General features: G+C 55.6%; 25 protein-coding genes and 1 tRNA gene. 20 read left to right on the forward strand and 6 right to left on the reverse strand.

The window, feature by feature from the left end; all coding sequences use genetic code 11:
• Window positions 1–32 precede the first annotated feature (32 nt).
• The 6 genes from mutL to gdhA all read left to right on the forward strand — a co-directional run bounded on the left by mutL (window position 33) and on the right by gdhA (window position 5510).
• Window positions 33–1871: a DNA mismatch repair endonuclease MutL gene (gene mutL, locus ACIQW9_RS13870; RefSeq protein ID WP_402338239.1), complete on the forward strand. Its 1839-nt coding sequence runs from the start codon at window positions 33–35 to the stop codon at window positions 1869–1871.
• Between the two features lie 45 nt (window positions 1872–1916).
• Window positions 1917–2873, forward strand: coding sequence for a tRNA (adenosine(37)-N6)-dimethylallyltransferase MiaA (gene miaA, locus ACIQW9_RS13875; protein WP_402338242.1), 957 nt, complete (start codon window positions 1917–1919; stop codon window positions 2871–2873).
• Window positions 2874–3031: 158 nt separating this feature from the next.
• A tRNA-Met gene (locus tag ACIQW9_RS13880) sits at window positions 3032–3108 on the forward strand.
• A gap of 10 nt (window positions 3109–3118) precedes the next feature.
• Window positions 3119–3394, forward strand: coding sequence for a hypothetical protein (locus ACIQW9_RS13885; protein ID WP_402338245.1), 276 nt, complete (start codon window positions 3119–3121; stop codon window positions 3392–3394).
• Window positions 3395–3470: 76 nt separating this feature from the next.
• Window positions 3471–3914, forward strand: coding sequence for a universal stress protein (locus tag ACIQW9_RS13890; RefSeq protein WP_402338248.1), 444 nt, complete (start codon window positions 3471–3473; stop codon window positions 3912–3914).
• Between the two features lie 252 nt (window positions 3915–4166).
• Window positions 4167–5510, forward strand: coding sequence for an NADP-specific glutamate dehydrogenase (gene gdhA / locus ACIQW9_RS13895; protein ID WP_402338250.1), 1344 nt, complete (start codon window positions 4167–4169; stop codon window positions 5508–5510).
• On the opposite strand, the gene ACIQW9_RS13900 is transcribed toward gdhA, so the two are convergent.
• Window positions 5507–5632, reverse strand: a complete 126-nt coding sequence (locus ACIQW9_RS13900) for a hypothetical protein (protein WP_402338252.1) — start codon at window positions 5630–5632, stop codon at window positions 5507–5509. The genes gdhA and ACIQW9_RS13900 overlap by 4 nt on opposite strands.
• 193 nt (window positions 5633–5825) lie before the next feature.
• Here ACIQW9_RS13900 and ACIQW9_RS13905 point away from each other — a divergent pair, with 193 nt between their 5' ends.
• The 11 genes from ACIQW9_RS13905 (at window position 5826) to ACIQW9_RS13955 (ending at window position 17172) form a co-directional block, all read left to right on the forward strand.
• Window positions 5826–6203: a hypothetical protein gene (locus ACIQW9_RS13905; RefSeq protein WP_402338254.1), complete on the forward strand. Its 378-nt coding sequence runs from the start codon at window positions 5826–5828 to the stop codon at window positions 6201–6203.
• A 24-nt stretch (window positions 6204–6227) separates the two neighbouring features.
• Window positions 6228–7568, forward strand: a complete 1341-nt coding sequence (gene miaB / locus ACIQW9_RS13910; protein ID WP_402338257.1) for a tRNA (N6-isopentenyl adenosine(37)-C2)-methylthiotransferase MiaB — start codon at window positions 6228–6230, stop codon at window positions 7566–7568.
• Between the two features lie 39 nt (window positions 7569–7607).
• Window positions 7608–8684: a PhoH family protein gene (locus ACIQW9_RS13915; protein WP_402338260.1), complete on the forward strand. Its 1077-nt coding sequence runs from the start codon at window positions 7608–7610 to the stop codon at window positions 8682–8684.
• Window positions 8671–9141 (forward strand): rRNA maturation RNase YbeY, encoded by a 471-nt coding sequence (ybeY, locus tag ACIQW9_RS13920; protein WP_402338262.1) that lies wholly within the window; start codon window positions 8671–8673, stop codon window positions 9139–9141. Before ACIQW9_RS13915 ends, ybeY begins: the two co-directional genes overlap by 14 nt.
• A 107-nt stretch (window positions 9142–9248) precedes the next feature.
• Entirely contained in the window at window positions 9249–10136 is an 888-nt protein-coding gene (locus ACIQW9_RS13925) for an HlyC/CorC family transporter (protein WP_402338265.1), read from the forward strand.
• A gap of 42 nt (window positions 10137–10178) precedes the next feature.
• On the forward strand, window positions 10179–11741 hold the full coding sequence (lnt, locus tag ACIQW9_RS13930) for an apolipoprotein N-acyltransferase (RefSeq protein WP_402338267.1): 1563 nt from the start codon (window positions 10179–10181) through the stop codon (window positions 11739–11741).
• Between the two features lie 71 nt (window positions 11742–11812).
• Window positions 11813–12730 carry a glycine--tRNA ligase subunit alpha gene (gene glyQ, locus ACIQW9_RS13935; protein ID WP_011869944.1) on the forward strand — a complete coding sequence of 306 codons (918 nt, stop codon included), beginning with the start codon at window positions 11813–11815 and terminating at the stop codon, window positions 12728–12730.
• A 20-nt stretch (window positions 12731–12750) separates the two neighbouring features.
• Complete coding sequence (gene glyS / locus ACIQW9_RS13940; RefSeq protein WP_402338619.1) at window positions 12751–14853, forward strand: glycine--tRNA ligase subunit beta; 2103 nt, start codon at window positions 12751–12753, stop codon at window positions 14851–14853.
• A 54-nt stretch (window positions 14854–14907) separates the two neighbouring features.
• Window positions 14908–15465 carry a D-glycero-beta-D-manno-heptose 1,7-bisphosphate 7-phosphatase gene (gene gmhB, locus ACIQW9_RS13945; RefSeq protein ID WP_402338269.1) on the forward strand — a complete coding sequence of 186 codons (558 nt, stop codon included), beginning with the start codon at window positions 14908–14910 and terminating at the stop codon, window positions 15463–15465.
• A gap of 30 nt (window positions 15466–15495) precedes the next feature.
• Entirely contained in the window at window positions 15496–16251 is a 756-nt protein-coding gene (locus ACIQW9_RS13950) for a lysophospholipid acyltransferase family protein (RefSeq protein ID WP_402338272.1), read from the forward strand.
• Window positions 16252–16269: 18 nt separating this feature from the next.
• Complete coding sequence (locus tag ACIQW9_RS13955) at window positions 16270–17172, forward strand: M48 family metallopeptidase (RefSeq protein WP_402338275.1); 903 nt, start codon at window positions 16270–16272, stop codon at window positions 17170–17172.
• A gap of 60 nt (window positions 17173–17232) precedes the next feature.
• Here the strand turns inward: ACIQW9_RS13955 and gloA are convergent, their stop codons facing one another.
• The 5 genes from gloA to ACIQW9_RS13980 form a co-directional block, all read right to left on the reverse strand.
• Window positions 17233–17652 (reverse strand): lactoylglutathione lyase, encoded by a 420-nt coding sequence (gene gloA, locus ACIQW9_RS13960; protein WP_402338278.1) that lies wholly within the window; start codon window positions 17650–17652, stop codon window positions 17233–17235.
• Window positions 17653–17748: 96 nt separating this feature from the next.
• The gene (gene rsmA / locus ACIQW9_RS13965) at window positions 17749–18516 is read right to left on the reverse strand and encodes a 16S rRNA (adenine(1518)-N(6)/adenine(1519)-N(6))-dimethyltransferase RsmA (RefSeq protein ID WP_402338281.1); all 768 of its coding nucleotides are present in this window, start codon (window positions 18514–18516) and stop codon (window positions 17749–17751) included.
• Window positions 18517–18553: 37 nt separating this feature from the next.
• Window positions 18554–19588 carry a 4-hydroxythreonine-4-phosphate dehydrogenase PdxA gene (pdxA, locus tag ACIQW9_RS13970; protein WP_402338284.1) on the reverse strand — a complete coding sequence of 345 codons (1035 nt, stop codon included), beginning with the start codon at window positions 19586–19588 and terminating at the stop codon, window positions 18554–18556.
• Window positions 19589–19612: 24 nt separating this feature from the next.
• A complete protein-coding gene (locus tag ACIQW9_RS13975; protein ID WP_402338286.1) occupies window positions 19613–20986 on the reverse strand; it encodes a peptidylprolyl isomerase in 1374 nt (457 codons plus the stop codon).
• Between the two features lie 55 nt (window positions 20987–21041).
• Window positions 21042–23294 (reverse strand): LPS-assembly protein LptD, encoded by a 2253-nt coding sequence (locus ACIQW9_RS13980; RefSeq protein WP_402338289.1) that lies wholly within the window; start codon window positions 23292–23294, stop codon window positions 21042–21044.
• A 101-nt stretch (window positions 23295–23395) separates the two neighbouring features.
• Between ACIQW9_RS13980 and ACIQW9_RS13985 the strand changes: the two genes are divergently transcribed.
• From ACIQW9_RS13985 to ACIQW9_RS13995, 3 genes are all read left to right on the forward strand, one after another.
• The gene (locus tag ACIQW9_RS13985) at window positions 23396–24433 is read left to right on the forward strand and encodes an aminoglycoside phosphotransferase family protein (protein ID WP_402338292.1); all 1038 of its coding nucleotides are present in this window, start codon (window positions 23396–23398) and stop codon (window positions 24431–24433) included.
• Between the two features lie 82 nt (window positions 24434–24515).
• Complete coding sequence (murU, locus tag ACIQW9_RS13990; RefSeq protein WP_402338294.1) at window positions 24516–25226, forward strand: N-acetylmuramate alpha-1-phosphate uridylyltransferase MurU; 711 nt, start codon at window positions 24516–24518, stop codon at window positions 25224–25226.
• A 1-nt stretch (window position 25227) separates the two neighbouring features.
• Entirely contained in the window at window positions 25228–26562 is a 1335-nt protein-coding gene (locus tag ACIQW9_RS13995) for an aminopeptidase P N-terminal domain-containing protein (protein ID WP_402338297.1), read from the forward strand.
• Window positions 26563–26564: the final 2 nt, after the last annotated feature.

Below are 26564 nucleotides of genomic sequence, written 5' to 3' on the forward strand. Positions count from 1 at the left end.
CAGTCACACGCTGGCAACGTTATAATCGGCAGATGCACGCATCTTCCCCATCGGCCCGACCGATACAAGCCCTCTCCGACCAGCTCATTTCGCAAATCGCCGCCGGCGAGGTGGTCGAACGCCCATCTGCCGTTGTCAAGGAACTACTGGAAAACGCACTGGATGCCGGCGCCACGCACATCAGCGTGCGGCTGGAACAAGGCGGAGTCAAACGGATCGCCATCACCGATAACGGTCGCGGCATCGCACCGGAACAATTGCCGCTGGCACTGGCCCGGCATGCGACTTCCAAAATCAATTCACTGACCGAGCTGGAAAATGTCGCCACGCTGGGTTTTCGCGGCGAAGCACTGGCATCGATCGCATCCGTTTCACAGCTGACATTAACGTCCCGCACCGCAGACGCTGCGCACGCTTGGGAAATCAGCGGCGTGCAAAATCTGGATCAAAAAAGTACCGTCGCGCCATCGTCGGGCGCAGCCGGTACCACAGTCGATGTACTCGATTTGTATTTCAATACACCGGCGCGCCGCAAGTTCCTGAAAACCGAGCAGACCGAATTCGGCCATTGCGCGGAAGTCGTGCGCCGCATTGCCTTGTCGCGCCCCGATGTTGCCTTTTCGCTCACGCACAATGGCAAGACCATCGATCACTGGACGGTCAACGACATCGCCAAACGCAGCGCGCATATACTCGGCAATGAATTTTCTACCGCACGCCTGCCGCTGGAAGAAACCGCCGGGCCCTTGCGCCTGCATGGCTTCATCGGTTTGCCAACTGCATCCAAGGCACGTGGCGATGCGCAATACTTTTATGTCAACGGCCGCTTCGTACGCGACAAATTGCTGATGCATGCAGTGCGCTCGGCTTATCAGGACGTGCTGCATGGCGATCGTTACCCATCGTATGTCATCAGCCTGGAACTCGATCCTGCACTGATCGATGTAAATGTGCATCCGTCGAAAATCGAAGTGCGTTTCCGCGATAGTCGCGCTGTACATCAATTTGTATTTCACGCTGTCACCCGTGCACTGGCGCAAACATCCGCCACTGCATTTGGTGCCGCACCATCACCTACGCCCGCACCATCGAGCGCATTGCCTTGGTTGCGAGAGCAGCAGCAAAGCACATTCGCACCACAGTTCAATGCACCGTATGGCGTGGCGCAAAGCGCAGCGAATTACGGCGCCCTGTTCGCCAACGGCCCTGCGTCCAACGACAGCAACAGTGCAGCGCCATCGTTGCATGCTGCAGGCAATCATGGCGCAACCACGCTGCCGGACGATGAGTTTCCGCTCGGCTTTGCGCTGGCGCAGTTGCACGGCATTTTCATCCTCGCGCAAAACATCAAAGGCCTGGTGCTGGTCGATATGCATGCTGCGCACGAACGCATCCTGTACGAACAGTTGAAACATGCGCTCGATGACAATGAACTGCAGGTACAACCGCTGCTGATTCCGATCACCTTTTACGCCGATGGCATGGAAGTCGGCACGGCGGAAGACAATCAGGACATCCTGCACGCGCTGGGTTTCGATATCGCCACCCTGTCGCCCACCACGCTTGCAGTACGCGCCGTTCCTGCGCTGCTGAAAAATGCCGACGCACAAACGCTGGCACGCGATGTATTGCGCGACGTGCGCGAATTCGGCGGCTCGCGTGTGCTGCTTGAACGCCGCAATGAATTGCTCGGCACGCTGGCCTGCCATACCGCAGTACGCGCCAACCGCACACTGACCGCGCCGGAAATGAATGCCCTGTTGCGCCAGATGGAAGCTACCGAACGCGCCGACCAATGCAATCATGGCCGGCCAACCTGGGTACAACTCGGCCTGTCCGATCTGGACAAACTGTTCGAGCGCGGACGCTGACGTGAGACGCCATACGCACATACACTTCCGGCCGGCAGCACGCACATGACCAACCCATCCGCAAAACCGCTGGCCGTCGCTATCATGGGACCGACCGCTTCCGGCAAAACTGCCGCAGCGCTCGCCATCGCCGAACAGATTCCGTCTGAAATCATTTCCGTCGATTCCGCCCTCGTGTACCGCGAGATGAATATAGGCACCGCAAAGCCGACCGATGAAGAACGCGCCAGCGTGCCGCACCATCTGATCGACATACTCGATCCGCTCGATGCGTATTCGGTGATGCAATTCCGCCAGGATGCGCTACGCCTGGTCGCGGAAATCAGCGCGCGCGGCAAACTGCCGCTGCTGGTCGGCGGCACCATGCTGTACTTCAAGGGATTGAAAGATGGCCTCGATGCGCTGCCGCAAGCCGATGCCGCGCTACGCGCAGAACTGGATGCCGAAGCCGCGCTGATTGGTTCACCCGCCATGCATGCAAAGCTGGCAACGCTCGACCCTATCACCGCCGCACGCCTGCAACCGAACGACGCGCAACGCATACAACGCGCACTGGAAATCATCGCCCTGACCGGGCAGCCGATGTCCGCACTGTTGGCACTAGCACCCAAAAGCGAATTGCCGTTCACCTTATTGCCGATTGCGCTGGAACCATCCGAGCGCAGCGTCTTGCATGTGCGCATTGCCAGCCGCTTCAATGCCATGCTGAAAGACGGCGGCCTGCTCGATGAAGTACGCGCCCTGCGCGCGCGCGGCGACCTGCATCCCGGCCTGCCATCCATGCGCTGCGTCGGCTATCGTCAGAGCTGGGAATATCTGGATGGCGCATACGGCCTGGCAGAATTGCGTGAAAAAGGCATCGCCGCCACACGCCAACTGGCCAAACGACAATTGACCTGGTTGCGCAGCATGCCGGAACGACAGGTAATCGATTGCCTCGCACCCGGCGTTGCGGACAGTATTTTGCGCAAGATTGTCAGTGCAGATAAAGCGCCGAAATAGCCCCGACGATCAAGAAAAGACTGATTTATTGCAACTTGCGCAATATTTTATATGCTGTTCTTCACACGAAAAAACGGCTGGCACATGCGATATATGCGCCGAATCAGCAATTTGATATTGACTTAGCTCACCGAAAACGTCATAATTTTCGGCTGTTTGGTGATATAGCTCAGTTGGTTAGAGCACAGCACTCATAATGCTGGGGTCGGTGGTTCAAATCCACCTATCACCACCAAGAACAAGAAATGCAGAAACCCGCGCTCCTCTCACGAGAGCGCGGGTTTTTTGTTACCCGCAATTTTGCACCTGCGGCATTTGTCATTGCATTGAACACGTTGTACCGCAAGAAAATTCAATACCGTGCATATTCATCCAATCCGCTTGTTACCTTCCTTAGGGTTGCACAACATGACGCAGAAGCCTTGTTTTCATTTAAGATGGTTTGCAAGCTTCACAGGCATTTCTTGTCCGCTGAAAAGACCGAAGACAGGGTTCAAGCACACCTCTTTGCTGTTTTTTGATCTGGATCAGACCGGCCAGAGCCCTGTGAATATATCGTCAACGGGCAGTAGCGTTTTCCAACCACCGGAGAAAAGCATGTTCAAAAGAATCCTCGTACCAACAGACGGCTCCCCCTTATCCGACAAAGCCATCAATGCCGCGATAGAATTTGCCAAGGCCATGAACGGCGAACTCGTCACGCTCTGCGTTGCAGAGCCCTATGTATACTCGGCACTGGTTGAAGGAGCGGGCGTATTTCCCATGGACTCCGTTGCCTACGACGAGAAGGCGCAGGAAATCGCACAGCATAATGTTGACAAGGCAGCGGCACGTGCACGCGCTCAGGGCGTGACATGCAAGACGGCAGTCGCCTTGTCTTTCAGTCCGTATGAAGAAATCGTGCGGACGGCAGAAGCATCCGCTTGCGATGTTATTTTCATGGCATCGCACGGGCGCAAAGGCTTGAACAAGTTGTTCGTCGGCAGCGAAACGCAAAAGGTATTGGCGCATTCGACCCTTCCCGTGCTGGTCTTCCGCTAACAAACGATCCCGGCATACGTAGTAAACAATGGCCGCGCCGCGCATGATTCATGTCATTTTTGCCCGGCGCGCGCCATCCTGTTTTTCCTGCACTGCAACATGCTCAAATTGCACTATTTTGGATTCCGTCCAACTTTTTTAGCGAGAAAAATACTCGAATTGCCGCAAAAAGGTGCGTAAAAAATGGAAAAAAGTCGAATTTGATGCAACAATGCCGTCCTCTCTTTTTTTCGCACTGATTTAAGGCAAATCATGAAATACCCAACTCTTCATCATTTTCTGACTCATGTCGCTGACCGCAATCCCGGCCAACCCGAGTTCTTGCAAGCGGTCACGGAAGTGATGGAAAGTCTCTGGCCTTTCATTGAAAAAAATCCGCATTACGCTGAACACGGCTTGCTGGACCGCCTGATCGAACCGGAACGCATCATCATGTTCCGCGTTTCCTGGGTTAACGATCACGGCGACGTGCAAGTCAACCGTGGTTATCGCATTCAGCAAAGCTCGGCGATCGGCCCATATAAAGGCGGCATTCGCTTCCATCCTTCGGTTAATTTGTCGATCCTGAAATTCCTCGCCTTCGAGCAGACCTTCAAGAATGCATTGACCACACTGCCTATGGGCGGCGGCAAGGGCGGTTCCGATTTCGATCCTAAAGGCAAGAGCCCAGGCGAAGTCATGCGCTTCTGCCAGGCTTTCGTCAGCGAATTGTTCCGTCATATCGGTTCCGATACCGACGTACCAGCTGGCGATATCGGCGTGGGCGGACGCGAAGTCGGCTTCATGGCCGGCATGATGAAAAAGCTCAGCAATCGTGCGGACTGCGTCTTTACCGGCAAGGGCTTGAGCTTCGGCGGCTCCTTGATTCGCCCGGAAGCAACCGGCTATGGCACCGTCTATTTTGCCGAGCAAATGCTGAAACAAAGAGGTTTGAGCTTCGACGGCATGCGCGTCAGCGTATCCGGCTCGGGCAATGTCGCTCAGTTCGCAGTCGAAAAAGCAATGTCGCTGGGCGCGAAAGTGATCACCGTGTCCGACTCCAGCGGCACCGTCGTTGATAACGACGGTTTCACTCCGGAAAAACTGGCGATCCTGATGGAAGTCAAAAACCATCTGTATGGCCGCGTCAGCGACTACGCACAACGTACCGGCGTCGAATTCCATGCCGGCATGAGCCCATGGCACGTACCGGTTGATGTTGCCTTGCCTTGTGCAACACAAAACGAGCTGGATATCGAAGCCGCCAATACCCTGGTCAAAAACGGCGTGATCTGCGTTGCGGAAGGCGCCAACATGCCGACCACGAACGAAGCCGTACGTGTATTCGAAAGCAGCGGTGTCTTGTACGCACCAGGCAAAGCCAGCAATGCCGGCGGCGTTGCTACTTCAGGCCTGGAAATGGGCCAAAACGCAATGCGCATTTCCTGGCCGCGTGAAGAAGTCGATGCACGCCTGCATGCGATCATGTGCAACATCCATGACGCCTGCTTGCGTCACGGTCGTCGCGCCGATGGCACGATCAGCTATGTAGACGGCGCCAATATCGCCGGTTTCGTCAAAGTCGCAGACGCGATGCTGGCACAAGGCGTCATTTAAGCGCTGGCAAATACGTGCTGTAAAACAAACAAAGCCGGATATTCCGGCTTTGTTTTTATGCGCAACATATCCTGCCGCTCACCATTCATCGATTTCCCCGTTTTCACGGCATTGATTTCCACGCCCGCCGCATGCTGCAAGCAGCCTGGCTCGCTCTCGGCCCACAGCGCCACATGTTATGATGTCGCCTGCGCTGGCACGTCTCTATCAGTTCGGCTGCCATACAGGCGCCAGCCCTGCACCAAGCAACACATCGCCCGGATCAATCATTCTGCTATATCGCGACATCTCATTTACCTGGAACGGAAACCTGCCATGCGCATAGGAACCTTGCTGATCAGTTGTGCACTTGCTTTTGCCAGCCTGTCTGCGCATGCTTTCGAGCGCCCCTTTCCAGCCGACGCCAAACGCGGCGTGATGACGCCGGCCAATTATCCGGTTGTCGTCGTCAACGACAAGACACGCACGCTGTCAGCCGGCGCGCGCATCTGGAATCAGGACAATATGATCGAGATGCCGGCCGCCTTGCGCGGCAGCCAGTTTGCCGTAAATTACACGGAAGATGGTAACGGCGACATCGATCGCATCTGGATTTTGACGGCAGACGAAGCAAGACAGACTCCGCCGAAACCGTTGTCACAGCCGGTTCCGTTGCCCGCGCCCATACCGGCGCCCGCATCCAATTTCAAGTAAGCAACTCACCAAACACCTCACCCCATGCAGAAAAAGATATACATCAAGACCTTCGGTTGCCAGATGAACGAGTACGACTCGGACAAGATGGCAGATGTGCTCAACGCTTCCGACGGCCTGATCAAAACCGACAAGGCGGAAGACGCCGACGTCATCCTGCTCAACACCTGTTCGGTGCGTGAAAAAGCGCAGGAAAAAGTCTTCTCCGATCTCGGCCGTCTGCGCGAATTGAAACTGCTCAAGCCCGATCTGATGATAGGCGTCGGCGGTTGCGTCGCCTCGCAGGAAGGCGACGCGATCATCAAGCGCGCGCCTTATGTCGATCTGGTCTTCGGTCCGCAAACCCTGCATCGCCTGCCGGAGATGCTCAAGCAGCGTCGTTCGACAGGACGTTCGCAAGTCGACATCAGTTTTCCGGAAATTGAAAAGTTCGACCACATGCCACCCGCCAAGGTGGAAGGCGCGACTGCCTTTGTGTCGATCATGGAAGGTTGCAGCAAATACTGCAGCTATTGCGTCGTGCCCTATACACGCGGCGAAGAAGTCTCGCGCCGTTTCGACGACGTACTGACCGAAGTCGCCGGACTCGAAGCGCAAGGCGTGAAGGAAATCACGCTGCTGGGCCAGAACGTCAACGCCTATCGCGGCGAAATGGCCGATGGCGAAATCGCCGATTTTGCGCTGCTGATCGAATACATCGCCGAGATGGAAGGCATAGAGCGGATACGCTACGTCACCAGCCATCCGAAGGAATTCACGCAACGCCTGATAGACACCTATGCCAAGGTGCCGAAACTGGTTGATCATCTGTATCTGCCGGCGCAGCACGGCTCCGATCGCATTCTGGCAGCGATGAAGCGCGGCTACACCTCGCTCGAATACAAATCCATCCTGCGTCGCTTGCGCGCAGTGCGGCCGAACATTTCCATCTCATCCGATTTCATCGTCGGCTTCCCTGGCGAAACCGACGACGACTTTGAAGCGATGATGAAGCTGATCGACGACATCGGTTACGACAACAGCTTCAGCTTCATTTTCAGCCCGCGCCCTGGTACGCCTGCCGCCAATCTGGCCGACGACACCCCGCATGAAGTCAAGCTCAAGCGCCTGCAACGCCTGCAAGCAGTCATCGATCAGAACACCCGTCGCTACAGCGATGAAATGGTCGGCTCCGTGCAACGCATTCTGGTCGAAGGGCCATCGAAAAAAGATGCCGACGAATTGCAGGGTCGCACCGAAAACAATCGTGTCGTCAATTTTTCCGCCGGCCCGAATGCAGCGCATTTGATCGGCCAGATGGTGAACATCAACATCACACAATCGCACGCGTACACATTACGCGGCGAGATCGTCGTTAAACAGTAAAGATTTATTTTTGGCGCGCAAGCGCCTGCTCAGCCAAAATTGAAAACCAAAACCGCCGTTCAACCGCTGTACTTCATCCCCGAACCGCTGGATAACAAGCGGCTCGCACATCTGTGCGGCCCGATGGATGAAAATCTGCGACAGATTTCCGCCGCGCTCGATGTCACGATTTTCCGTCGCGGCGAAAAATTCATCGTCAGCGGCAGCAACGGCGCACGCGCACTGGAAATTCTCGATCAGTTTTATCGCGTGGCCGACAAGGTCGTACCACTGGAAGAAGTGCAACTGGCCCTGGTCGAACAACGCGCGGCGCTGGCCGAACCAGAGTTAGTCATTCCCGCCGCAAAAAAAACGACGGGAAAAACTGCCGGAAAAAAAATCGTCGAATCGGTGACCGATGCGCCGGTGCTGAAAACCAGACGCCACGATTTGCGCGGCCGCACGCCGCATCAGTTGCAATATCTGAAGGCGATCATGGATCACGACATCACCTTCGGCGTCGGCCCGGCCGGCACCGGCAAGACTTATCTGGCCGTGGCTTGCGCAGTCGATGCGCTGGAACGCGATGCCGTCAAACGCATCATCCTTACACGCCCCGCAGTGGAAGCCGGTGAACGCCTGGGCTTTCTGCCCGGCGACCTGTCGCAAAAAATCGATCCCTATCTGCGTCCCTTGTACGATGCCTTGTATGACTTGCTCGGCTTCGATCGCACACAAAAAATGTTCGAGAAACAGGCGATTGAAATCGCACCATTGGCTTATATGCGCGGCCGTACGCTGAATCATGCTTTCGTCATCCTCGATGAAGCGCAGAACACCACGCCGGAACAGATGAAAATGTTCCTGACCCGGATCGGCTTTGGCAGCAAGGCTGTGATTACCGGCGACATTACGCAGATCGATTTGCAGCAAAATCAGAAAAGCGGCCTGATCGAAGCCATCGACGTATTAGGCGATGTGCGCGGACTTGCCTTCACGCGTTTTTCCAGTGCCGACGTGGTACGTCATCCGCTGGTGGCGCGCATCGTTGATGCTTACGACGACGCCAAACAACCCAAAAAACGCGCCACTGCCAAAACAGCGGCCAAAACGACTACCAAACATGCAGCAAAATAAACTTTCCCTGTCGGTGCAATACGCCGACACGCGCGTGCAGGACATCCTCACGCGCCCCTTATTGCGCAAATGGGTAAAGGCCGCGCTGCTGGCGCCGGCGCACATCACCTTGCGCTTCGTCGATGCCGCAGAAGGCCAGACATTGAACCGCAATTATCGCGGCAAGGATTACGCCACCAATGTGCTGACCTTCGCCTATAACGACGATGATGGCGGCGAAATGGAAGACGGCGATACCACACAGGCCGATATCATCCTGTGCACTGATGTCTTGCAGCGCGAAGCCGCCGAACAGAATAAGACACTGATTTTTCATGCCGCGCATCTGGTGATACACGGCGTGCTGCATGCGCAAGGTTACGATCATGAATCGGATGAGGAAGCCGAAGAAATGGAAGCACTGGAAATTGAATTCCTGGCCGCGCTCGGTTTTCCCAATCCGTATATCGAAGCGTGATCATATTGCACCATGACATGCTATCTTCCGCAGCATTTTTGGAATTGCGGATATTTGTTGTATCCTGATAGCTGTTGAAACCATCACCCGCAACGGCTTTTCGCCATATGCAAGACAATCCCAATAGCGGCAAACCCGGCGAAGCCAAACCGCACCGGTCCCTGTTTGAACGCCTGACCGCACTGATCGCCCCCGAACCTGACAGTCGTAGCGAACTGCTTGCCATCCTGCATGACGCGCACGAACGCAATCTGATCGACGCCGATGCCCTGTCGATGATAGAAGGCGTGTTCCAGGTATCCGAACTGTCGGCACGCGACATCATGGTGCCGCGCTCGCAAATGGATGTGATCGACATCACCAAACCCATAGCTGAATGGCTGCCTATGGTGCTGGAAACCGCACACTCGCGCTTCCCTGCCATCGAAGGCGAACGCGATCAGGTAGTCGGCATCCTGATGGCCAAGGATTTGCTGCGCTACTACGCAGGCGCATCGTTCGATGTACGTCAGATGCTGCGACCTGCCGTCTTCATTCCCGAATCAAAACGTCTGAATGTATTGCTGAGCGACTTCCGCGCCAAACACAATCACATGGCGATCGTGGTCGATGAATACGGTGGCGTGGCAGGATTGATCACGATCGAAGACGTGCTGGAACAAATTGTCGGCGACATCGAAGACGAATACGATTTCGATGAAGAACAGGACAATATCCTCGCCATCAAGGCTGGCGAATACGGTCCACGCTGGCGCATCAAGGCGCTGACCGAACTCACGCAAGTCAACGAAGAACTCGGCACCACTCTCACCAGCCAGGATGTCGATACGCTGGGCGGTTTTATTACCAATCATCTGGCGCGCATGCCGCACAAGGGCGAGGTTATCGATATCGATAATCTGCGCTTTGAAATACTGCGTGCCGATGCGCGACAAATCCACGTACTGCTGGTGGAAAAACTTCCTGCGCCCGATGCGGATGCGTTTGATGATTGATTGCGTGACGTGCGGGATGCTCGTCCATCACGCTGCCACTCTATGCTCGCAAACGTGAGCACCTCACTTCCCTTGCGCCTGCGAGTTGCACCCGCCATGCTGCTAGCCTTGCCGGCCGGCGCACTGAATGTCCTCGCCTTCGCACCGATCGGCTGGTGGCCGCTGCAAATTATCACGCTCGCGCTGCTGTTCCATCTGGTATTGCAGGCGCCTACCATCAAATCTGCCGTCTTCACCGGCTGGGCCTACGGCTTCGGCTGGTCGGCCTGCAGCGTGTACTGGCTCTACATCAGCATGCATCAATACGGCGGCATGCCGGCGCCTATGGCAGCATTGGCGGTTGCGCTGCTGGCCATGCTGCTGGGTGCGTTTTTCTCCATCGCTACCGGTTTTGCTGCCTACTTCAAACACAGGCGGCATGCTTCCACAACGATATTGTTGCTACTGGTTTTCCCTGCCTTGTGGATGCTCTCCGAATGGTTGCGCGGCTGGGTGCTGACAGGCTTTCCGTGGGTAGTGTCCGGTTATGCACACACCGCCAGTCCGCTCACCGGCTTCGCGCCACTGATCGGCGTGTACGGCCTCGGATGGCTGGCAGCATTGCTGGCCGGCTGTCTGGCATTGCTGCCGACGAAAAAATCCGCGCTGGTCTTAATGATCGCGATTTTTGCAGCCGGCTTTGCACTGCATTCCATCAGCTGGACGACACCGCACGGCGCACCCATTTCCGTGCGCCTGTTGCAGGGCAACGTGCCGCAGGAAATCAAGTTCGATCCCGAACAGGCGAACGTCACACTGACCCTTTACGAAGACATGATACGCAGCGCTCCGGCAGATCTGATCGCCACACCGGAAACTGCACTGCCGCTCTTGGCGCATCAATTGCCGGAAGACTATCTGCCGCGCCTGGCCGAATTCGCCACCGCGTCGAGTAGCCATCTTGCCATCGGCATCGCCGTCAGCGACGGCCCGCAGCAATACGCCAACAGCGTGATCGGCATTACGCCGGCCACCGCCAGCCGCACCGTCCCTGCACTGTATCGTTACGACAAGCATCATCTGGTGCCGTTTGGCGAATTCATCCCGCTCGGCTTTCGCTGGTTTGTCGACATGATGCACATCCCGCTCGGCGACTTTACGCGCGGCGCAACACTGCAGGCGCCGTTTGCCGTCAAGGATCAATGGGTATTGCCGAACATTTGTTACGAGGATTTGTTCGGCGAAGAAATCGCGCACCAGTTGCGCGCCAGCACAGCGGCCGGCAATCCGGCTGCCACGCTGTTGCTGAACGTTTCCAACATCGCCTGGTTCGGTGATTCGATCGCCTTGCCGCAGCATCTGCAGATTTCACAAATGCGCGCCATCGAAACCGGCCGTCCCATGTTGCGCGCCACGAATACCGGCACCACCGCAGTCATCAATCCGCACGGTGAAGTCGTGGCGCAGCTCAAACCGTTTGAGCGCGGCATACTGACGGCGTCGGTACAAGGCTACAGCGGCCTCACTCCTTACGTTTCGCTCGGCAATGCAGCCATCGTGCTGCTGGCTTTTGCGCTATTGATCGCCGCATACTATCTCACGCGCAGAAATCCTAATTCCCTCTAAAACCCGGTAAAATCTGGGGTTTCGGCAACGCCGCCCTTACCCGCACCGGGTAATGCAAAAATTCAAACAAGATGCTCACATTTCAACAAATCATTCTCACGCTGCAAAAGTACTGGGATGCGCAAGGTTGCGCATTGCTGCAACCATACGATATGGAAGTCGGCGCCGGCACTTCGCACACTGCCACCTTCCTGCGCTCCATCGGCCCTGAACCATGGAAAGCAGCATACGTGCAGCCATCGCGCCGACCGAAAGACGGACGCTATGGTGAAAACCCGAATCGCCTGCAACACTACTATCAATTCCAGGTCGTGCTGAAACCGGCGCCGGCAAATATTCTCGAACTGTACCTGGGTTCACTCGAAGCACTGGGCTTCGACCTGAAGGCCAACGACATCCGCTTTGTCGAAGACGACTGGGAAAACCCGACACTGGGCGCCTGGGGTCTCGGTTGGGAAGTCTGGCTCAACGGCATGGAAGTCACACAGTTCACTTACTTCCAGCAAGTCGGCGGCATCAACTGCAAACCGATCACCGGCGAAATCACCTACGGTCTGGAACGCCTCGCGATGTATCTGCAAGGCGTCGATAACGTATACGACTTGAAATGGACCGAAGGCCTTTCCTACGGCGACGTCTACAAACAGAATGAAATCGAGCAATCGACCTACAACTTCGAACACAGCGACGCCGATTTCCTGTTCACCGCTTTCGGCGCACATGAAAAACAGGCACTCAACCTGATCGAAAACAAACTCGCATTGCCGGCTTACGAACAAGTGCTGAAAGCGGCACATACCTTCAATCTGCTGGATGCACGCGGCGCCATTTCCGTGACTGAACGTGCCGCCTATATCGGCCGCATACGCAATCTGGCACGCAGCGTCGCCCGCAGTTACCTCGACAGTCGCGCCCGCCTCGGCTTCCCGATGGCAACACCTGAACATGCCGCCGAAGTGCTGGCTCAAATCGAAAAAGAAACAGCATGAGTAACAGCGCAACTACCGACATGGACACCAAAAATTTATTAGTCGAACTGTTCGTCGAAGAACTTCCGCCCAAGGCATTGAAAAAAATCGGCGATGCTTTTGCACAGATTTTGCAGGCATCGTTGAAAGCACAAGGCCTGTCGTCGGCAGACAGCGTGCTGACGCAATTTGCCTCGCCGCGCCGACTAGGCCTGCACCTGACGCAGGTTGCTGAACAAGCCGATGACAAGCAGGTCATGCAAAAACTCATGCCGGCCAGCGTCGGCTTGACGGCAGATGGCAAGGCCACACCGGCATTACTGAAAAAACTTTCCGCTCTGGGTGCTAACGAATCTGCAGTCGCAGACTTGAAACGCGAATCCGACGGCAAGACCGAAGTATTGTTTTTCAACAGCATCGTCACCGGCATCACACTGACCGACGGCTTGCAAAAAGCACTGGAAGAAACGCTGGCTAAATTGCCCATCCCAAAAGTCATGGGCTATCAATTGGCTGACGGCTGGGAAACCGTCAACTTCGTGCGCCCTGCGCACGGCTTGATCGCCTTGTACGGCGCCGATGTCATCAACGTTTCCGTGCTCGGCCTCAAAGCCGGCAACACAACCCACGGTCATCGCTTTGAGGCAGGAATCGATCCTGTGTACATCCGCGATGCGGACAGCTACGCAAAACAAATCGCCACTGAAGGTGCGGTCATCGCCAGCTTCGCCGAACGGCGCGCAGAAATCGTGCGCCAGCTCGCTGCCGCTGCCAGCGAAGCCGGCAGCAATCTGACACCGATTGAAGATGAAGACTTGCTGGATGAAGTCACCGGCCTGGTCGAACGCCCGAATGTGTTGATAGGCCAGTTTGAAGAAGCCTTCCTCGCGGTACCTCAGGAATGCCTGATCCTGACGATGAAGGCCAATCAGAAATACTTCCCTCTGCTCGACACCCAGGGCAATCTGAGCAACAAGTTTCTGATCGTCTCCAATATTCGTCCGACCGATGCCAGTCTCGTCATCGGCGGCAACGAGCGCGTCGTACGTCCGCGTCTGGCCGATGCGAAATTCTTTTTCGACCAGGATCGCAAGAAAACGCTGACTTCGCGTGTCGCCGGTCTGGATAAAGTCGTTTATCACAACAAGCTCGGTACACAGGGCGAGCGTATTGCACGCGTGCGCGCCATTGCACAAGCCATCGCAAGCAAACTCGGCATCGATGCACAACAAGCCGATACCGCAGCACAGCTGGCCAAGGCAGATCTACTGACCGATATGGTCGGCGAATTTCCGGAACTGCAAGGCATCATGGGGCGTTACTATGCATTGCATGACGGCCTGGCAGCCAACGTCGCCGATGCGATTGAAGATCACTACAAACCGCGCTTCGCCGGCGATACGCTGCCCCGCAATCCGGTCGGCATGGTGGTCGCACTGGCCGACAAGCTGGAAACACTGGTCGGTTTGTTCAGCATCGGGCAGATCCCGACTGGCGACAAGGATCCGTTTGCCTTGCGTCGCCATGCGCTGGGTGTGATTCGCATGCTGATCGAAGGCAAGTTCGATCTCGGTATCAATGAATTGATCGCTGCAGCAGAACAGCCATTCAACAAGCTGGCGACCGAACATCGCGCGGCGCTGCTCACATTCATTTTCGATCGCCTCGCCAATACGCTGCGTGAACAAGGTTACAGCGCGCAAGAGATCGATGCCGTACTCACCTTGCAACCGCAAAAACTGGTCGATGTCGCCAGTCGTCTGGCCGCAGTGCGCGCCTTCGCCGCCCTGCCGGAAGCGCCAGCGCTGGCCGCAGCGAACAAGCGGGTCGGCAATATCCTGAAAAAAGTCGAAGGCGAAGTGACGGCGCAAGTCGATCCCGCGCTACTGAAGGAAGCGGCAGAAATCGCCTTGAATCAAACGCTAATGACGGTCAAGCCGCAAGCCGATGCCGCATTTGCGCATGGCGACTATGCGGCATCCCTGCAAGCATTGGCGGCATTGAAAACACCAGTCGATGCTTTCTTTGAAAGCGTGATGGTAAATGCTGACGATGCGGCATTGCGCAACAACCGGCTGGGCTTGCTGGCTACCTTGCACCATGCGATGAATCAGGTCGCCGATATTTCCAAGCTGGCTGCATAAACCTCGCTCGACTTAAGGCGCACTGACATCATGCAATTCTCTGGGGGTGATCCGATGAAACTGATAATTCTTGATCGTGATGGCGTCATCAATCACGACTCGGAGTCCTTCATCAAATCGCCGCACGAGTGGATGCCGATTCCGGGTTCGCTGGAAGCGATTGCGCGTCTGAATCAGGCTGACTATCGCGTGGTCGTCGCTACCAATCAGTCCGGCATCGCACGCGGCATGTTCAATATCATGACGCTCAATGCCATTCATCAAAAAATGCATGTGGCAGCCCAATCGGTGGGCGCGGAAATCGACGCAATATTCTTTTGCCCGCATGCAGCCGACGATGGCTGCGACTGCCGCAAACCGCAATCGGGCATGCTGCACGCCATCGGCAAGCGCTTCGATGTCAGCCTCAAGGGTGTGCCGACAGTGGGCGATTCGCTGCGCGACCTGCAAGCCGGCTTTATGGCCGGTTGCACGCCCTACCTGGTACTGACAGGCAAGGGTGAAAAAACGTTGGAGAAAGGCGGCTTGCCGCCGGGAACGGCGAGCTACGCCAATCTTGCAGCCGTCGTCGATCATTTACTGAAAACACCTGCACTCGGTCACGCTGCCTAGACCACCGCACCGCATCTATCTGGAGTTTTAATGTCACAAGTCATACTGTTTTTGCGTTCCCTGCTGTTTGCGCTGGTAATGCTGATCGCCACCCTGATATGGGCGCCAGTCTGTTTTCTGGCAGCGCCGCTGCCGTACAACAAACGCTACTACATCACCTCGCGCTGGAACGTCTTCATCATCTGGCTGGCGAAAGTCTTGTGCGGCATCCGCTATCAAATCAAGGGTTATGAAAACCTGCCGGATCAACCCGTGATCCTGCTCTCCAAACATCAATCGGCATGGGAAACGATTTTCCTGCTGTGCAAAATGGCGCGCCCGCTGGTGTTCGTATTCAAGAAAGAATTGATCTACGTTCCTTTTTTCGGCTGGGCGCTCGGATTGCTGCGCATGATTCCCATCGATCGCAGCAGCGGCAAGGACGCATTTGCACAAGTCATCACGCAAGGCAGAAAACGTCTGGCAGATGGTCAATGGATCATCATGTTCCCCGAAGGTACGCGCATTCCGGTCGGACAAACCGGTCGTTATAAAGGCGGCGGCGCACGGCTGGCGGTCGAAACCAATACCGTCGTCGTGCCTATCGCCTTGAATCCGGGCGAGTGCTGGCCGAAAAATTCATTCATCAAGAAACCGGGACTGGTGACCGTGTCCATCGGCAAGCCGATATCGCCGGAAGGATTAACTGCAGTGGAACTGATGCAGCAAGTCGAAAATTGGATAGAATCTGAAATGCGGGTCATCTCACCGGATGCCTATCCTGCGACAGCATCGAAAAACCAATAATAAACGGCGCGCCTATCCTTGAAGCTGCTTCGACATACATCGCCCGACCCGCAACAGCTTGCGCTGCAGCTTGACTTCTTTTCGTCCGATTTTTCGTCGCAACCGCGGATAGATCATCCTGCTCCCAAGCATTCCCCCGGCTCGGCGCCGCCCAATGCACCTGCGCCGAGAACCGAAGCGCCCACGCCCATACCCAATGGCAAACGCCGCGTGCAAGTCGCCGAACATGCGCTGGACTACACGCTGGTGCGCTCCAAGCGTCGCTCGATCGGGTTCATGATCGACGACGACGGCTTGCGCATCACGGCACCGAAATGGGTAACGCTGACAGAAATTGAAAATGCGATCATAGAAAAGCAGCGCTGGATTTTTACCAAGCTCAATGAACGGCGCGAACGTTCTGCGCGCCGCCTGCAACCGCAAATGGAATGGCGCGATGGCGGCACGCTGCCTTATCTGGGTCATGACATTACCTTGCGCATTCTTGCCACGCAGGCCGCAGGCATTCTGTACGATCCGGTCACGAAAGAATTGACAGTCTGCCTGCCATCGGACGCTGCCGAGCAGCAGTTGAAGGATCGCGTACAAGGCTGGTTGCAGCTGGAGGCAAAACGCATTTTTGCCGAACGCCTGCCGGTCTATGCGGAAAAACTCGACGTCAATTATCAGTCTTTCGCGTTGTCATCGGCCATGACGCAATGGGGTTCATGCACAGCAGATGGCAAGATACGCCTGAACTGGCGCCTGATTCATTTCGCCTTGCCGCTGATCGATTATGTGATCGCGCATGAGCTGTCGCATTTACGCGAGATGAATCACAGCCCGCAATTCTGGGCCACCGTGCAATCGGTCTTTCCGGAATTTGCGGCGGCAAAAAAAGCCTTGCGCGATCATGCGCCGGAGACGCTGCCCATCTTTTGAACGATGCCGCTTGACGGCACCGCTTCAGACTTGCACTGCCAGCTGTGATTTCAAGCCGGACTACACATGACGACCGGATTCTTCCGGCTGCTCTTCATCCTTGCGTTCGATGAACTCGATTTTGTAGCCATCGGGATCCGTCACGAAAGCAATCACCGAGTTACCGCCCTTGACCGGCCCTGCCTCGCGCGTCACGTTGCCGCCTGCCGCTTTCACATCCGCACACGCCTTGTATGCATCATCGACCGAAATGGCGATGTGCCCGTAAGCCGTACCCATGTCGTAATGGTCGGTGCCATGGTTATACGTCAGCTCCAGCTCGGCATGATCGGGATTGCTGCCATAACCGAGAAAGGCCAGCGTGTATTTGTACTCGGTATTTTCCTTGGTGCGCAGCACTTTCATGCCCAGCACCCTGGTGTAAAAATCGATAGACCGTTGCAAATCGCCTACGCGAAGCATGGTGTGAAGAATGCGCATATTTCTCTCCGCCGTATGAATTAGTTTGAATGAACTGAAGCGACTATTTTATGTCGTGCGCATATTTCCTGCTCGTAGCGCGATGTCGAATCAGTATTAAAGCCGATTCGCAAGCGCCACGTATTGCGCGAGTGAAATGGTTTCCGGACGCATCTGCGGATCAATACCTGCCTCGATCAGATCCGCTTCAGAAAACATGCCGGCCAGGCAGTTGCGTATGACTTTGCGGCGCTGCGAAAACGCTTTCAACACGACCTGCTCCAGTTTCGTCTGATCGCACGGCAGCGGCTTCTCGATCGGAATCATGCGCACTATCGCAGACTCCACACGCGGCGGTGGATCGAAGGCAGTCGGCGGCACGATGAACATCAACTCCATGTGATAACGCCATTGCAGCATCACCGACAAGCGGCCGTAGGTTTTGCTGCCCGGCTCGGCCACCATGCGCTCCACCACTTCCTTTTGCAACATGAAATGCTGGTCTTGAACGTGCGGCGCCATCTCGGCCAGATGAAACAGCAAAGGACTGGAAATGTTATACGGCAGATTGCCGACTACGCGCAACTTGCTGCCTGCCGGAACCGGAATCGTCGAAAAATCGAATTGCAATGCGTCTGCAGAATGGATGATCAGCTTTTTGGGATCGAAGGTTTTTTTCAAACGTTCAACCAGGTCGCGATCCAGCTCCACCACATGCATCTGATTCACGCCGTCCAGCAGCAAGCGCGTCATTGCCGCGAGACCAGGGCCGATTTCCACCATCGTATCCTGCGGTTGCGGATCGATTGCAAGGATGATGTTATGCAGAACTCCATCGTCAGTCAGAAAGTTCTGACCGAAGCGTTTACGCGGGATATGTTTCATTGATTGTGTCGTTTCAACTGAAAAAATCAGTGCTTATTTATTCGGCAGACGCTTTGGATGCAGCCGCCATTTGTGCGGCAACGCGTATTGCTTCCAGCATGCTGCCATGGTCGGCCTGGCCGAGGCCGGCAGCAGCCAGGTCGAGCGCGGTGCCGTGATCGACCGAGGTACGGATGATGGGCAAGCCCAATGTGATATTGACGCCCAAACCAAAGCTGGCGTATTTCAATACCGGCAAACCCTGATCATGATACATCGCGAGTACGCAATCGGCGTCTGCCAGCAGCTTCTGCTGAAACAGGGTATCGGCAGGATACGGGCCGCGCACATCGTGGCCTTTGGCCTGTGCCGCCTGCAGCACAGGCGCAATCACATCGATTTCTTCGCGCCCCAGATAACCGCCTTCGCCGGCATGCGGATTCAAGCCGGTCACCAGTATGCGCGGCTTGGCGATACCGAATTTTTTCTGTAAATCTACATGCAGAATATCGATGATGCCGGCCAGACTGTCGAAGGTGATCGCTGCCGCCACATCTTTCAATGCCAGATGCGTCGTCGCCAGCGCCACGCGCAAGGGCTGCGGTGTGGCATTGGTCGCCAGCATCATCACCACTTGTGAAGTACCGGTTTTATCGGCCAGATATTCGGTATGACCGGTGAACGGAACGCCGGCATCGTTGATCGTGCTTTTCTGCAACGGTGCGGTCACGATGGCATCGAACCATCCCTGCATCGCTCCATCGATTGCGATATCCAGCGTTTGCAATACATAACGGCCGTTTTGCGCATCCAGCCTGCCGGGCACGACATGTGCGGCCAGCGGACAATCGATGACGGTGATCTGGTCGCGCGGAAATGCGGGTAGGCCGCTATTGCGCACCGCCTGCAAGGACAGTGCCGACAAATGAATATCCGGATTGATGGCGCTGGCGATCATCGCCAGAAAGGCGGCATCGCCTATCAAGATGCTTTTTACATCGGCGCGCAATTCCCATGCAGCGCGAATGGAAATCTCCGGGCCGATGCCGGCCGGTTCGCCACAGGTAATGGCAATGGTCGGACGCTTACTCACGGCACCCGCGCAGTGTGGAGGACATTATCTTTCTTCCAGACGATATTCAACATAGGCGCGATCGCGCACCTGACGCAACCAGTCCTGCGTCGCTTCTTCCACTTTCTGTGCACGTAGCGCTTGCCGCACCACCAGGCGCTGACGCTCTTGCGACACATCATCGCTCTTGCGCTCTTTCACAAGAATCAAATGGTAGCCGAATGGCGATTCTATCGGCTCGCTCACTTCACCAATCGGCAAGGCATCCATCGCGCGCTCGAATTCCGGCACTGTATCGCCAGGATAAATCCAGCCGAGATCACCGCCTTTGGAAGCCGAAAAATCATTGGAATACAGGCGCGCCAGCTCTTCAAAAGAGGCAGCCTTGTTGTCGAGACGCTGTTTCAGTTCAATCAATTTGCGGCGCGCATCGGCAGCCGAGACAACCTGATTTACCTTGATCAGGATATGACTGGCATGCGTTTGCTTGACCGTATTGGCAGCCGCCGGATTGGCACCCGGTGCTGCGCGCAATACGCTCTGCGTGCGCTTTCCGAGCACCTTCAGGATATGGAAGCCATTACCGCTTTTAACCAGCGGCGCAATCTGTCCCTGCTGCAGATTGGCGGTCGCATCGACAAACAATTGCGGCAATCTATCCTGCGTACGCCAACCCAGATCGCCACCCGTCAAGCCATCCGTTCCATCCGAATAGGCAGCTGCCAATTTGGCAAAATCGCCACCCGCGTTCAATTGCACCAGGACTTCTTCCGCACGCTTCCTGCTGTCGGCCAGTTGCTGCGGCGTGGCGTTTTCCGGCACGCGGATCAGAATTTGTCCCAGATTCAACTCCTGCGGAGCATTCGTATTGGCACCGCTATGCTCGGCCATATAGGCATCCACTTCAGCATCCGATATCTGTATCTTGTTATCGACTTCGCGCTCACGCAAACGCTGCAATATCATCTCGCTGCGAATTTCCTCGCGGAACTGCGAGTAGACCATACCATCCTGTTCCAGGCGTTTGCGGAACTCGGGCATCGTCAATTGATTCTGGTCTGCGATACGAGCCATGGCGCGATCCAGCATGGCGTCATCCACCTTGATACCGGACTCCTTGGCTTGCTGCAATTGGGCCCGCTCAACGATCATGCGTTCCAGCAATTGACGCTGCAATTGTTCCATCGGCGGCATTTGCCCGCCCTGACCTTTCAGGCGGTTTTCAATCACCTTGAGCCGCTCAATGAATTCATAGCGCGTAATCACTTCATTATTGACCACCACCAGAATGGCATCCGCCAGACGCGGCTGCACGCTGGACGCCGATGTATTGGCCGGGGTCATGTTTTGCGCCGTGACGCTCGTCATCAAACCGCTCATCAGTCCCAATAAAATCAAGGCGTGCTTGCTTGCCCGCATGAGCTTGCGAATAGTGAAGACAAGATAAAAATTAACCATGAGTTTACGTACCAGCTTAATAATTGATATTGGAAGGTGTATTGATGACTTGATAGCCAGGAATATTCGTGCGCAGGGCTTCCATCGGATCGGAACCCAGCTTGGTCAGGCCGCTTAATTCAAGCTGGAAAAAGAGCGAAGTCGTGGCTTGTCCCGTGGCGGTTGGAATCCGCTGTGCAACGACGCGGAAGATCCAGCAATCGGCCTTGTATTCCAATCCGAGCAAACCTTCTGACAAGCCTTGCTTCGGCGGCGCAGCCAGTTGCGAATAACCAGGCCGGGTGGCATAGTCGTTTGCCAATGAATAGTTCATGCGGCCAACGCCGTACCAGCGATCGCCCAGCGGCCATTGGCCAGATACGTCAACCTGACGCAAGGCATTCGGTACATCAACGCGGTAAGCCAGATTCAACACTTTCTTAGGTTCCGGCCGCCAGCTTACACTGGCATTGCCGCGACTGACAGCTTTCTGGCTGGCGCTGTACTGCAGATTGCCTTCGGTGCTCAAGGCATTGGAAATTCTGAGCGTACCCGAAGTCAGAATATCGGATTTGCTGTCGCCTTGTGCCACCACTCCCGGCAGCGTCACTTTTTGATCTTCAAAATAGAATCGTTGAGCAAGCGCCACACGCAAGCGTTCCGCGCCGCTTTGTTCTATATAACGTGAAACCAGCGCCGTCGTCAGCTGATTTGCATTGCTGATGCGATCATTGCCGATAAAACGGTTTTCACTGAAAATTTGCGCAAAGCTCAGATCGGCTTCGGCCGAATCAAAAATCGGATTCGTCTGGTTGCGATAAGGCGTCTTCACGTAAAACAGGCGCGGCTCCAGCGTTTGCGTCGCCGCTTCGCCAAAGATGCTGGTCTCGCGCTCGAAGATCAGACCACTATCCAGCGAGAAAGTCGGCAAGCTTCGGCTATAACTGGAATTGGTGCGCGTCAGCGGATCCTGCACACTATAGCTGGCGGCATTCAAGGAGACTTTCGGCGTCACAAAATAGCTGGGACGTACGATAGGGTAGGAAATACTCGGATTGAGCACATAACGTTCGCCACGCACCAGATCAGGATGCCAGAAACGTGTCGCTTCGACAGTCGTCGCCCAGTCAAAACCGTTGACGTCCTGCCGCCCGGCTTGCAGCGTCAGTTGCGGCAGGCGGTCGTAAGGACGTGTAATCGGCGCCAACACATCTTGCAAGACCTGGTAATTGGTCGCACGCGCCGTCGCATTCCAGAAATTCCCCGCATAGTTGAAATGCAGATCGCGTAATAACAAGCGTTCGGTACTAGTGGCCAGATTCCGTGAAAAATCGATCGCGTAATTGTTATCCGACGCGGCCTTGACGTTCCAGCCGAACGACGCTTGCTGGCTCAGCCTCTGATTGTGCGTAGACGCAATCGAATAACGATTCGTTTTGGTCTGCGTATCATTAGGCAAAAATTCAACCTTGGTTTCACCTGCATAATCGCGATCCAGATAACGCGCATCTGCGCCCAGCTGGAAGCCGCGACGCGTAATATATTTCGGAAACAGTGTCAAATCGCGATTCGGCGCAATATTCCAATAATATGGCACCAGCAGTTCAAAACCGCCGGTATTGGTGCTACCCATGGTCGGCGCCAGAATACCCGACTTGCGCGCATTCGACAGCGGAAAGGACATATAAGGCGTGCCGAGAATCGGCACGTCCTTGAAGTAGATCATGGTCGTGCCTGCGGTACCGACATCCTTGCCGGTATCCAGGTGCATGGTGTTCGATTTCAGGTACCAGTCAGGATCCGGGCCTTCGCAGGTGCTATATGTACCCTGGGTAATCAGCGCCCTGTCTTCCGCCTCGAAATCGATACGCTCGGCCTGACCTTGTCCATTGTTTCCCAGCATATGGTAGGTTGGGTTGGTAACGTAACCGGTTCCCTCATCCATCTTGAAACGCATCTTGTCGCCGGTATAGCGATCGCCAAAACGGCTCATCCGCACATTGCCGCTCGCCTCAACTTCATCTTCTGCTATCCAGTACGTTGCGTGATCCGCATTAAGCGTGGTTTCGCCGCGTATGATTTCAACGTCGCGCTCCAGGATGATTTCCCGATCCGGGCGCCCGGTCATCTGCTCCGAACTGACGCGCGTTTCCGCCTCTGGATCTTTGACCTTTGCCGGTTTGACAGGTGTCTGGGCAGAAGCAAACGTCGACGCCGAAACCGCCGTCACTACCGCAGTCAGCGTCGTCGCGAAACGTTGAGAAGAACGGAATGAGGAAAGCCAGGTCATGAAAATAAAGTTTTGAGTACCATCTCTGGCGATTTTTCGAATTTAATCCCTTATTATATGGGAACTCCCCGCCCATAAACCGGATTACCTAGGCTCGCTTCATGTCTTTACACACTGCATCTGACTCCTCTGACGACCTGCGTCTGAGTGAATTGAAAAAATGGCTTTCTTCCCTGTCCACCCCGGCGCTGCAGATTGCAACGCTCAGACCAGCCTCGTCCGACGCCAGTTTCCGGCGTTATTTCCGCATAGACGGCGCTGACAGCGCCAGCTATATCGTCATGGACGCACCGCCGCCGCATGAGGATGTCCGCCCGTTCATTCATGTCGCCGATGTATTCGGCGCCAGCGGCGTTTCCGTGCCGGACATTCTGGCACAGGATATACCACAAGGCTTTTTATTACTGTCGGATCTGGGATCGACCACATACCTGCAATTATTAAATCCGGACAATGCTCACGCACTGTACATCGATGCGATCAATGCGCTGGTACAGATCCAGTTACACAGCACTCCAGCAGCACTTCCCGAATACGACCGTGCACTGCTGCTGCGTGAATTGATGCTCTTTCCGGAATGGTATATCGGCAAACATCTAGGCCTGACCATGACGGCAGCACAGACCGCGACGTTGAACAAGGTATTCGATGCCCTGCTCGCCAACAATCTGGCGCAAGCGCAAGTCTATGTGCATCGTGATTATCATTCGCGCAATCTGATGGTGCTGCAGAAAGGCAATCCCGGCATACTCGATTTTCAGGATGCGGTATACGGCCCGATCACCTACGATCTTGCCTCATTGCTGCGCGATGCCTACATCCAGTGGGATGAAGAAATCGTGCTCGACTGGGCAATTCGCTATTGGGAACGCGCCAAGCATGCCGGCCTGCCGGTTAATCCCGACATCGATTCCTTCTACCGCGATTTCGAGTACATGGGCTTGCAGCGCCATCTGAAAGTACTCGGCATTTTTGCGCGCCTTTACCACCGCGATGGCAAGGATGCCTATCTGAAGGATATGCCGCTGGTGATGGAATATACCCGCAAGGCGGCACATCGCTACAAGGAATTGGCGCCGCTGGTGAAGTTACTCGACGAACTGGAAAACAAGGCGCCGCAAGTCGGCTATACGTTTTAACCGGCACACCTGTATTGGCCGAACAGCAGGACAGTCCTGCCGGCCACGCCATTTATTCATGCAATCAACGAATGCGACAATAATGAAAGCGATGATTTTTGCTGCCGGACGCGGCGAAAGAATGCGTCCGCTGACCGATACCTGCCCCAAGCCTTTGCTGAAGGTGCGCGGACGCCCGCTGATCGTCTGGCATATTCTGAACCTGGTACGCGCTGGCATTAAAGATATCGTGATCAACCATGCACACCTCGGCAGCATGATAGAAGAAGCGCTTGGCAACGGCGAACAATTCGGTGCCAGCATCGTCTATTCGGCCGAAGGCGAAGCACTGGAAACCGCTGGCGGCGTCGCAAAAGCACGCCACCTTCTGGGCGACGAACCATTTCTGGCTCTTGCAGCGGATATCTATTGCCCCCACTTTGACTTCAAGCAGACAAAAAACGTGCTGGAAGACAATGACGTATGGGGCAATCCGTATCCGCTCGATCAACGTGATGTTGCATGGCTGTATCTGGTGAAAAATCCGGCGCACCACCTGCAGGGCGACTTCGCGCTGCACAGTTTTTCCATCGCCAATGAAGGCGAACCCAGACTTACTTTTTCCGGCATCGGCGTATACCGGCCCTCGATGTTTGATTCGATTACTGCTGGCGAATCCGCCAAACTGGCGCCGCTCTTGCGCGAATACGCAGCACGCGGCCAGGTCGGCGGCGAGCTGTATCGCGGCGACTGGACCGACGTAGGTACTGCAGAAAGACTGGCCGAATTGAACGCACCTTTGACAGGAAATTAAAATGAAAACGTATGCCGATCGACGTACATCGCTGATGGCGCAAATGCAGGCCAAGGGCGGCGGCATCGCCATCATCCCGACCGCACCGGAAGTCATGCGCAACCGCGATGCAGACTACCCGTATCGTCACGACAGCTATTTTTATTATCTGTCCGGCTTCACCGAACCGGAAGCGGTGATCGTGCTGGTCGCCGGCGAGAAAAATCAGGCGATTCTTTTCTGTCGCGAAAAAAATATGGAGCGCGAAATCTGGGATGGCTTTCGCTACGGCCCCGAAGTCGCGCGCAGCACGTTCGGTTTCGACGCCGCTTATCCGATAGAAGCGATCGACACTGAACTACCCAGACTGATGACCAATGCGCCAGCCCTGTTTTATGCACTCGGTAGCGACAGCAAGCTTGATGCACAGGTACAGCGCTGGCTGCAAAACGTGCGTGCACAGGCACGCGCCGGTGTCACGCCGCCGACTGCTGCCTACGATGTACACGTATTGCTGGATGAGATGCGGCTGACCAAGGACGCCGGCGAAATCGACATCATGCAACGCTCGGCCGATATCGCTGCTGCCGCGCATAGGCGCGCGATGCGCATCGCGCGCCCGGGGCTGCGCGAATATCATCTGGAAGCGGAAATCCTGCACGAATTCCGTAACAACGGTTCGCAGTTTCCGGCTTACGGCTCCATCGTCGCCACTGGTGCGAATGCCTGTGTCTTGCACTACCGCGCCAGCGATGTCGAATTGAAGGATGGCGATCTCGTGCTCATCGATGCCGGCTGCGAACTCGATAGCTATGCTTCGGATATCACGCGCGCATTTCCGGTCAATGGAAAATTTTCCGGCCCGCAAAAAGAGCTGTATGAAATCGTGCTGGCATCGCAATATGCGGCGATCGCAGAAACACGCCCGGGGAAACGTTTCATGGATGGCCACGATGCCGCAGTCAAAGTGCTGGCGCAAGGCATGCTCGACACCGGCCTGCTCGACAAGAACAAGGTCGGCTCACTAAGCGACGTGATTGAACATCGCGCCTACAACCAGTTCTATATGCATCGCACCGGCCACTGGCTGGGCATGGATGTACACGATGTCGGTGAATATCGTGATGCTGCCATAAACGGCGCAGAGAAACCATGGCGCACGCTGCAAGCCGGCATGGTACTGACAGTTGAACCGGGCATCTATGTACGGCCTGCAGAAGGCGTGCCGGAGCAATACTGGAATATCGGCATCCGCATTGAAGACGATGCAGTGGTCACCGCTGACGGCTGCCATATCCTGAGCGCCGCCGCGCCAAAAACCGTAGCCGATATCGAAGCCCTGATGAAACACGACTAGCG

The sequence above is a fragment of the Herminiimonas sp. NPDC097707 genome, assembly GCF_044761395.1.
Taxonomy (GTDB): domain Bacteria; phylum Pseudomonadota; class Gammaproteobacteria; order Burkholderiales; family Burkholderiaceae_D; genus Oxalicibacterium.

Bases quoted from the DNA above. Each gene is read 5' to 3' on its own strand.
- mutL (WP_402338239.1), top strand. From the start codon at position 33: ATGCACGCATCTTCCCCATCGGCCCGACCGATACAAGCCCTCTCCGAC.
- miaA (WP_402338242.1), top strand. From the start codon at position 1,917: ATGACCAACCCATCCGCAAAACCGCTGGCCGTCGCTATCATGGGACCG.
- ACIQW9_RS13885 (WP_402338245.1), top strand. From the start codon at position 3,119: ATGCAGAAACCCGCGCTCCTCTCACGAGAGCGCGGGTTTTTTGTTACC.
- ACIQW9_RS13890 (WP_402338248.1), top strand. From the start codon at position 3,471: ATGTTCAAAAGAATCCTCGTACCAACAGACGGCTCCCCCTTATCCGAC.
- gdhA (WP_402338250.1), top strand. From the start codon at position 4,167: ATGAAATACCCAACTCTTCATCATTTTCTGACTCATGTCGCTGACCGC.
- ACIQW9_RS13905 (WP_402338254.1), top strand. From the start codon at position 5,826: ATGCGCATAGGAACCTTGCTGATCAGTTGTGCACTTGCTTTTGCCAGC.
- miaB (WP_402338257.1), top strand. From the start codon at position 6,228: ATGCAGAAAAAGATATACATCAAGACCTTCGGTTGCCAGATGAACGAG.
- ybeY (WP_402338262.1), top strand. From the start codon at position 8,671: ATGCAGCAAAATAAACTTTCCCTGTCGGTGCAATACGCCGACACGCGC.
- ACIQW9_RS13925 (WP_402338265.1), top strand. From the start codon at position 9,249: ATGCAAGACAATCCCAATAGCGGCAAACCCGGCGAAGCCAAACCGCAC.
- lnt (WP_402338267.1), top strand. From the start codon at position 10,179: ATGCTCGCAAACGTGAGCACCTCACTTCCCTTGCGCCTGCGAGTTGCA.
- glyQ (WP_011869944.1), top strand. From the start codon at position 11,813: ATGCTCACATTTCAACAAATCATTCTCACGCTGCAAAAGTACTGGGAT.
- glyS (WP_402338619.1), top strand. From the start codon at position 12,751: ATGGACACCAAAAATTTATTAGTCGAACTGTTCGTCGAAGAACTTCCG.
- gmhB (WP_402338269.1), top strand. From the start codon at position 14,908: ATGAAACTGATAATTCTTGATCGTGATGGCGTCATCAATCACGACTCG.
- ACIQW9_RS13950 (WP_402338272.1), top strand. From the start codon at position 15,496: ATGTCACAAGTCATACTGTTTTTGCGTTCCCTGCTGTTTGCGCTGGTA.
- gloA (WP_402338278.1), bottom strand. From the start codon at position 17,652: ATGCGCATTCTTCACACCATGCTTCGCGTAGGCGATTTGCAACGGTCT.
- rsmA (WP_402338281.1), bottom strand. From the start codon at position 18,516: ATGAAACATATCCCGCGTAAACGCTTCGGTCAGAACTTTCTGACTGAC.
- ACIQW9_RS13975 (WP_402338286.1), bottom strand. From the start codon at position 20,986: ATGCGGGCAAGCAAGCACGCCTTGATTTTATTGGGACTGATGAGCGGT.
- ACIQW9_RS13980 (WP_402338289.1), bottom strand. From the start codon at position 23,294: ATGACCTGGCTTTCCTCATTCCGTTCTTCTCAACGTTTCGCGACGACG.
- ACIQW9_RS13985 (WP_402338292.1), top strand. From the start codon at position 23,396: ATGTCTTTACACACTGCATCTGACTCCTCTGACGACCTGCGTCTGAGT.
- murU (WP_402338294.1), top strand. From the start codon at position 24,516: ATGAAAGCGATGATTTTTGCTGCCGGACGCGGCGAAAGAATGCGTCCG.
- ACIQW9_RS13995 (WP_402338297.1), top strand. From the start codon at position 25,228: ATGAAAACGTATGCCGATCGACGTACATCGCTGATGGCGCAAATGCAG.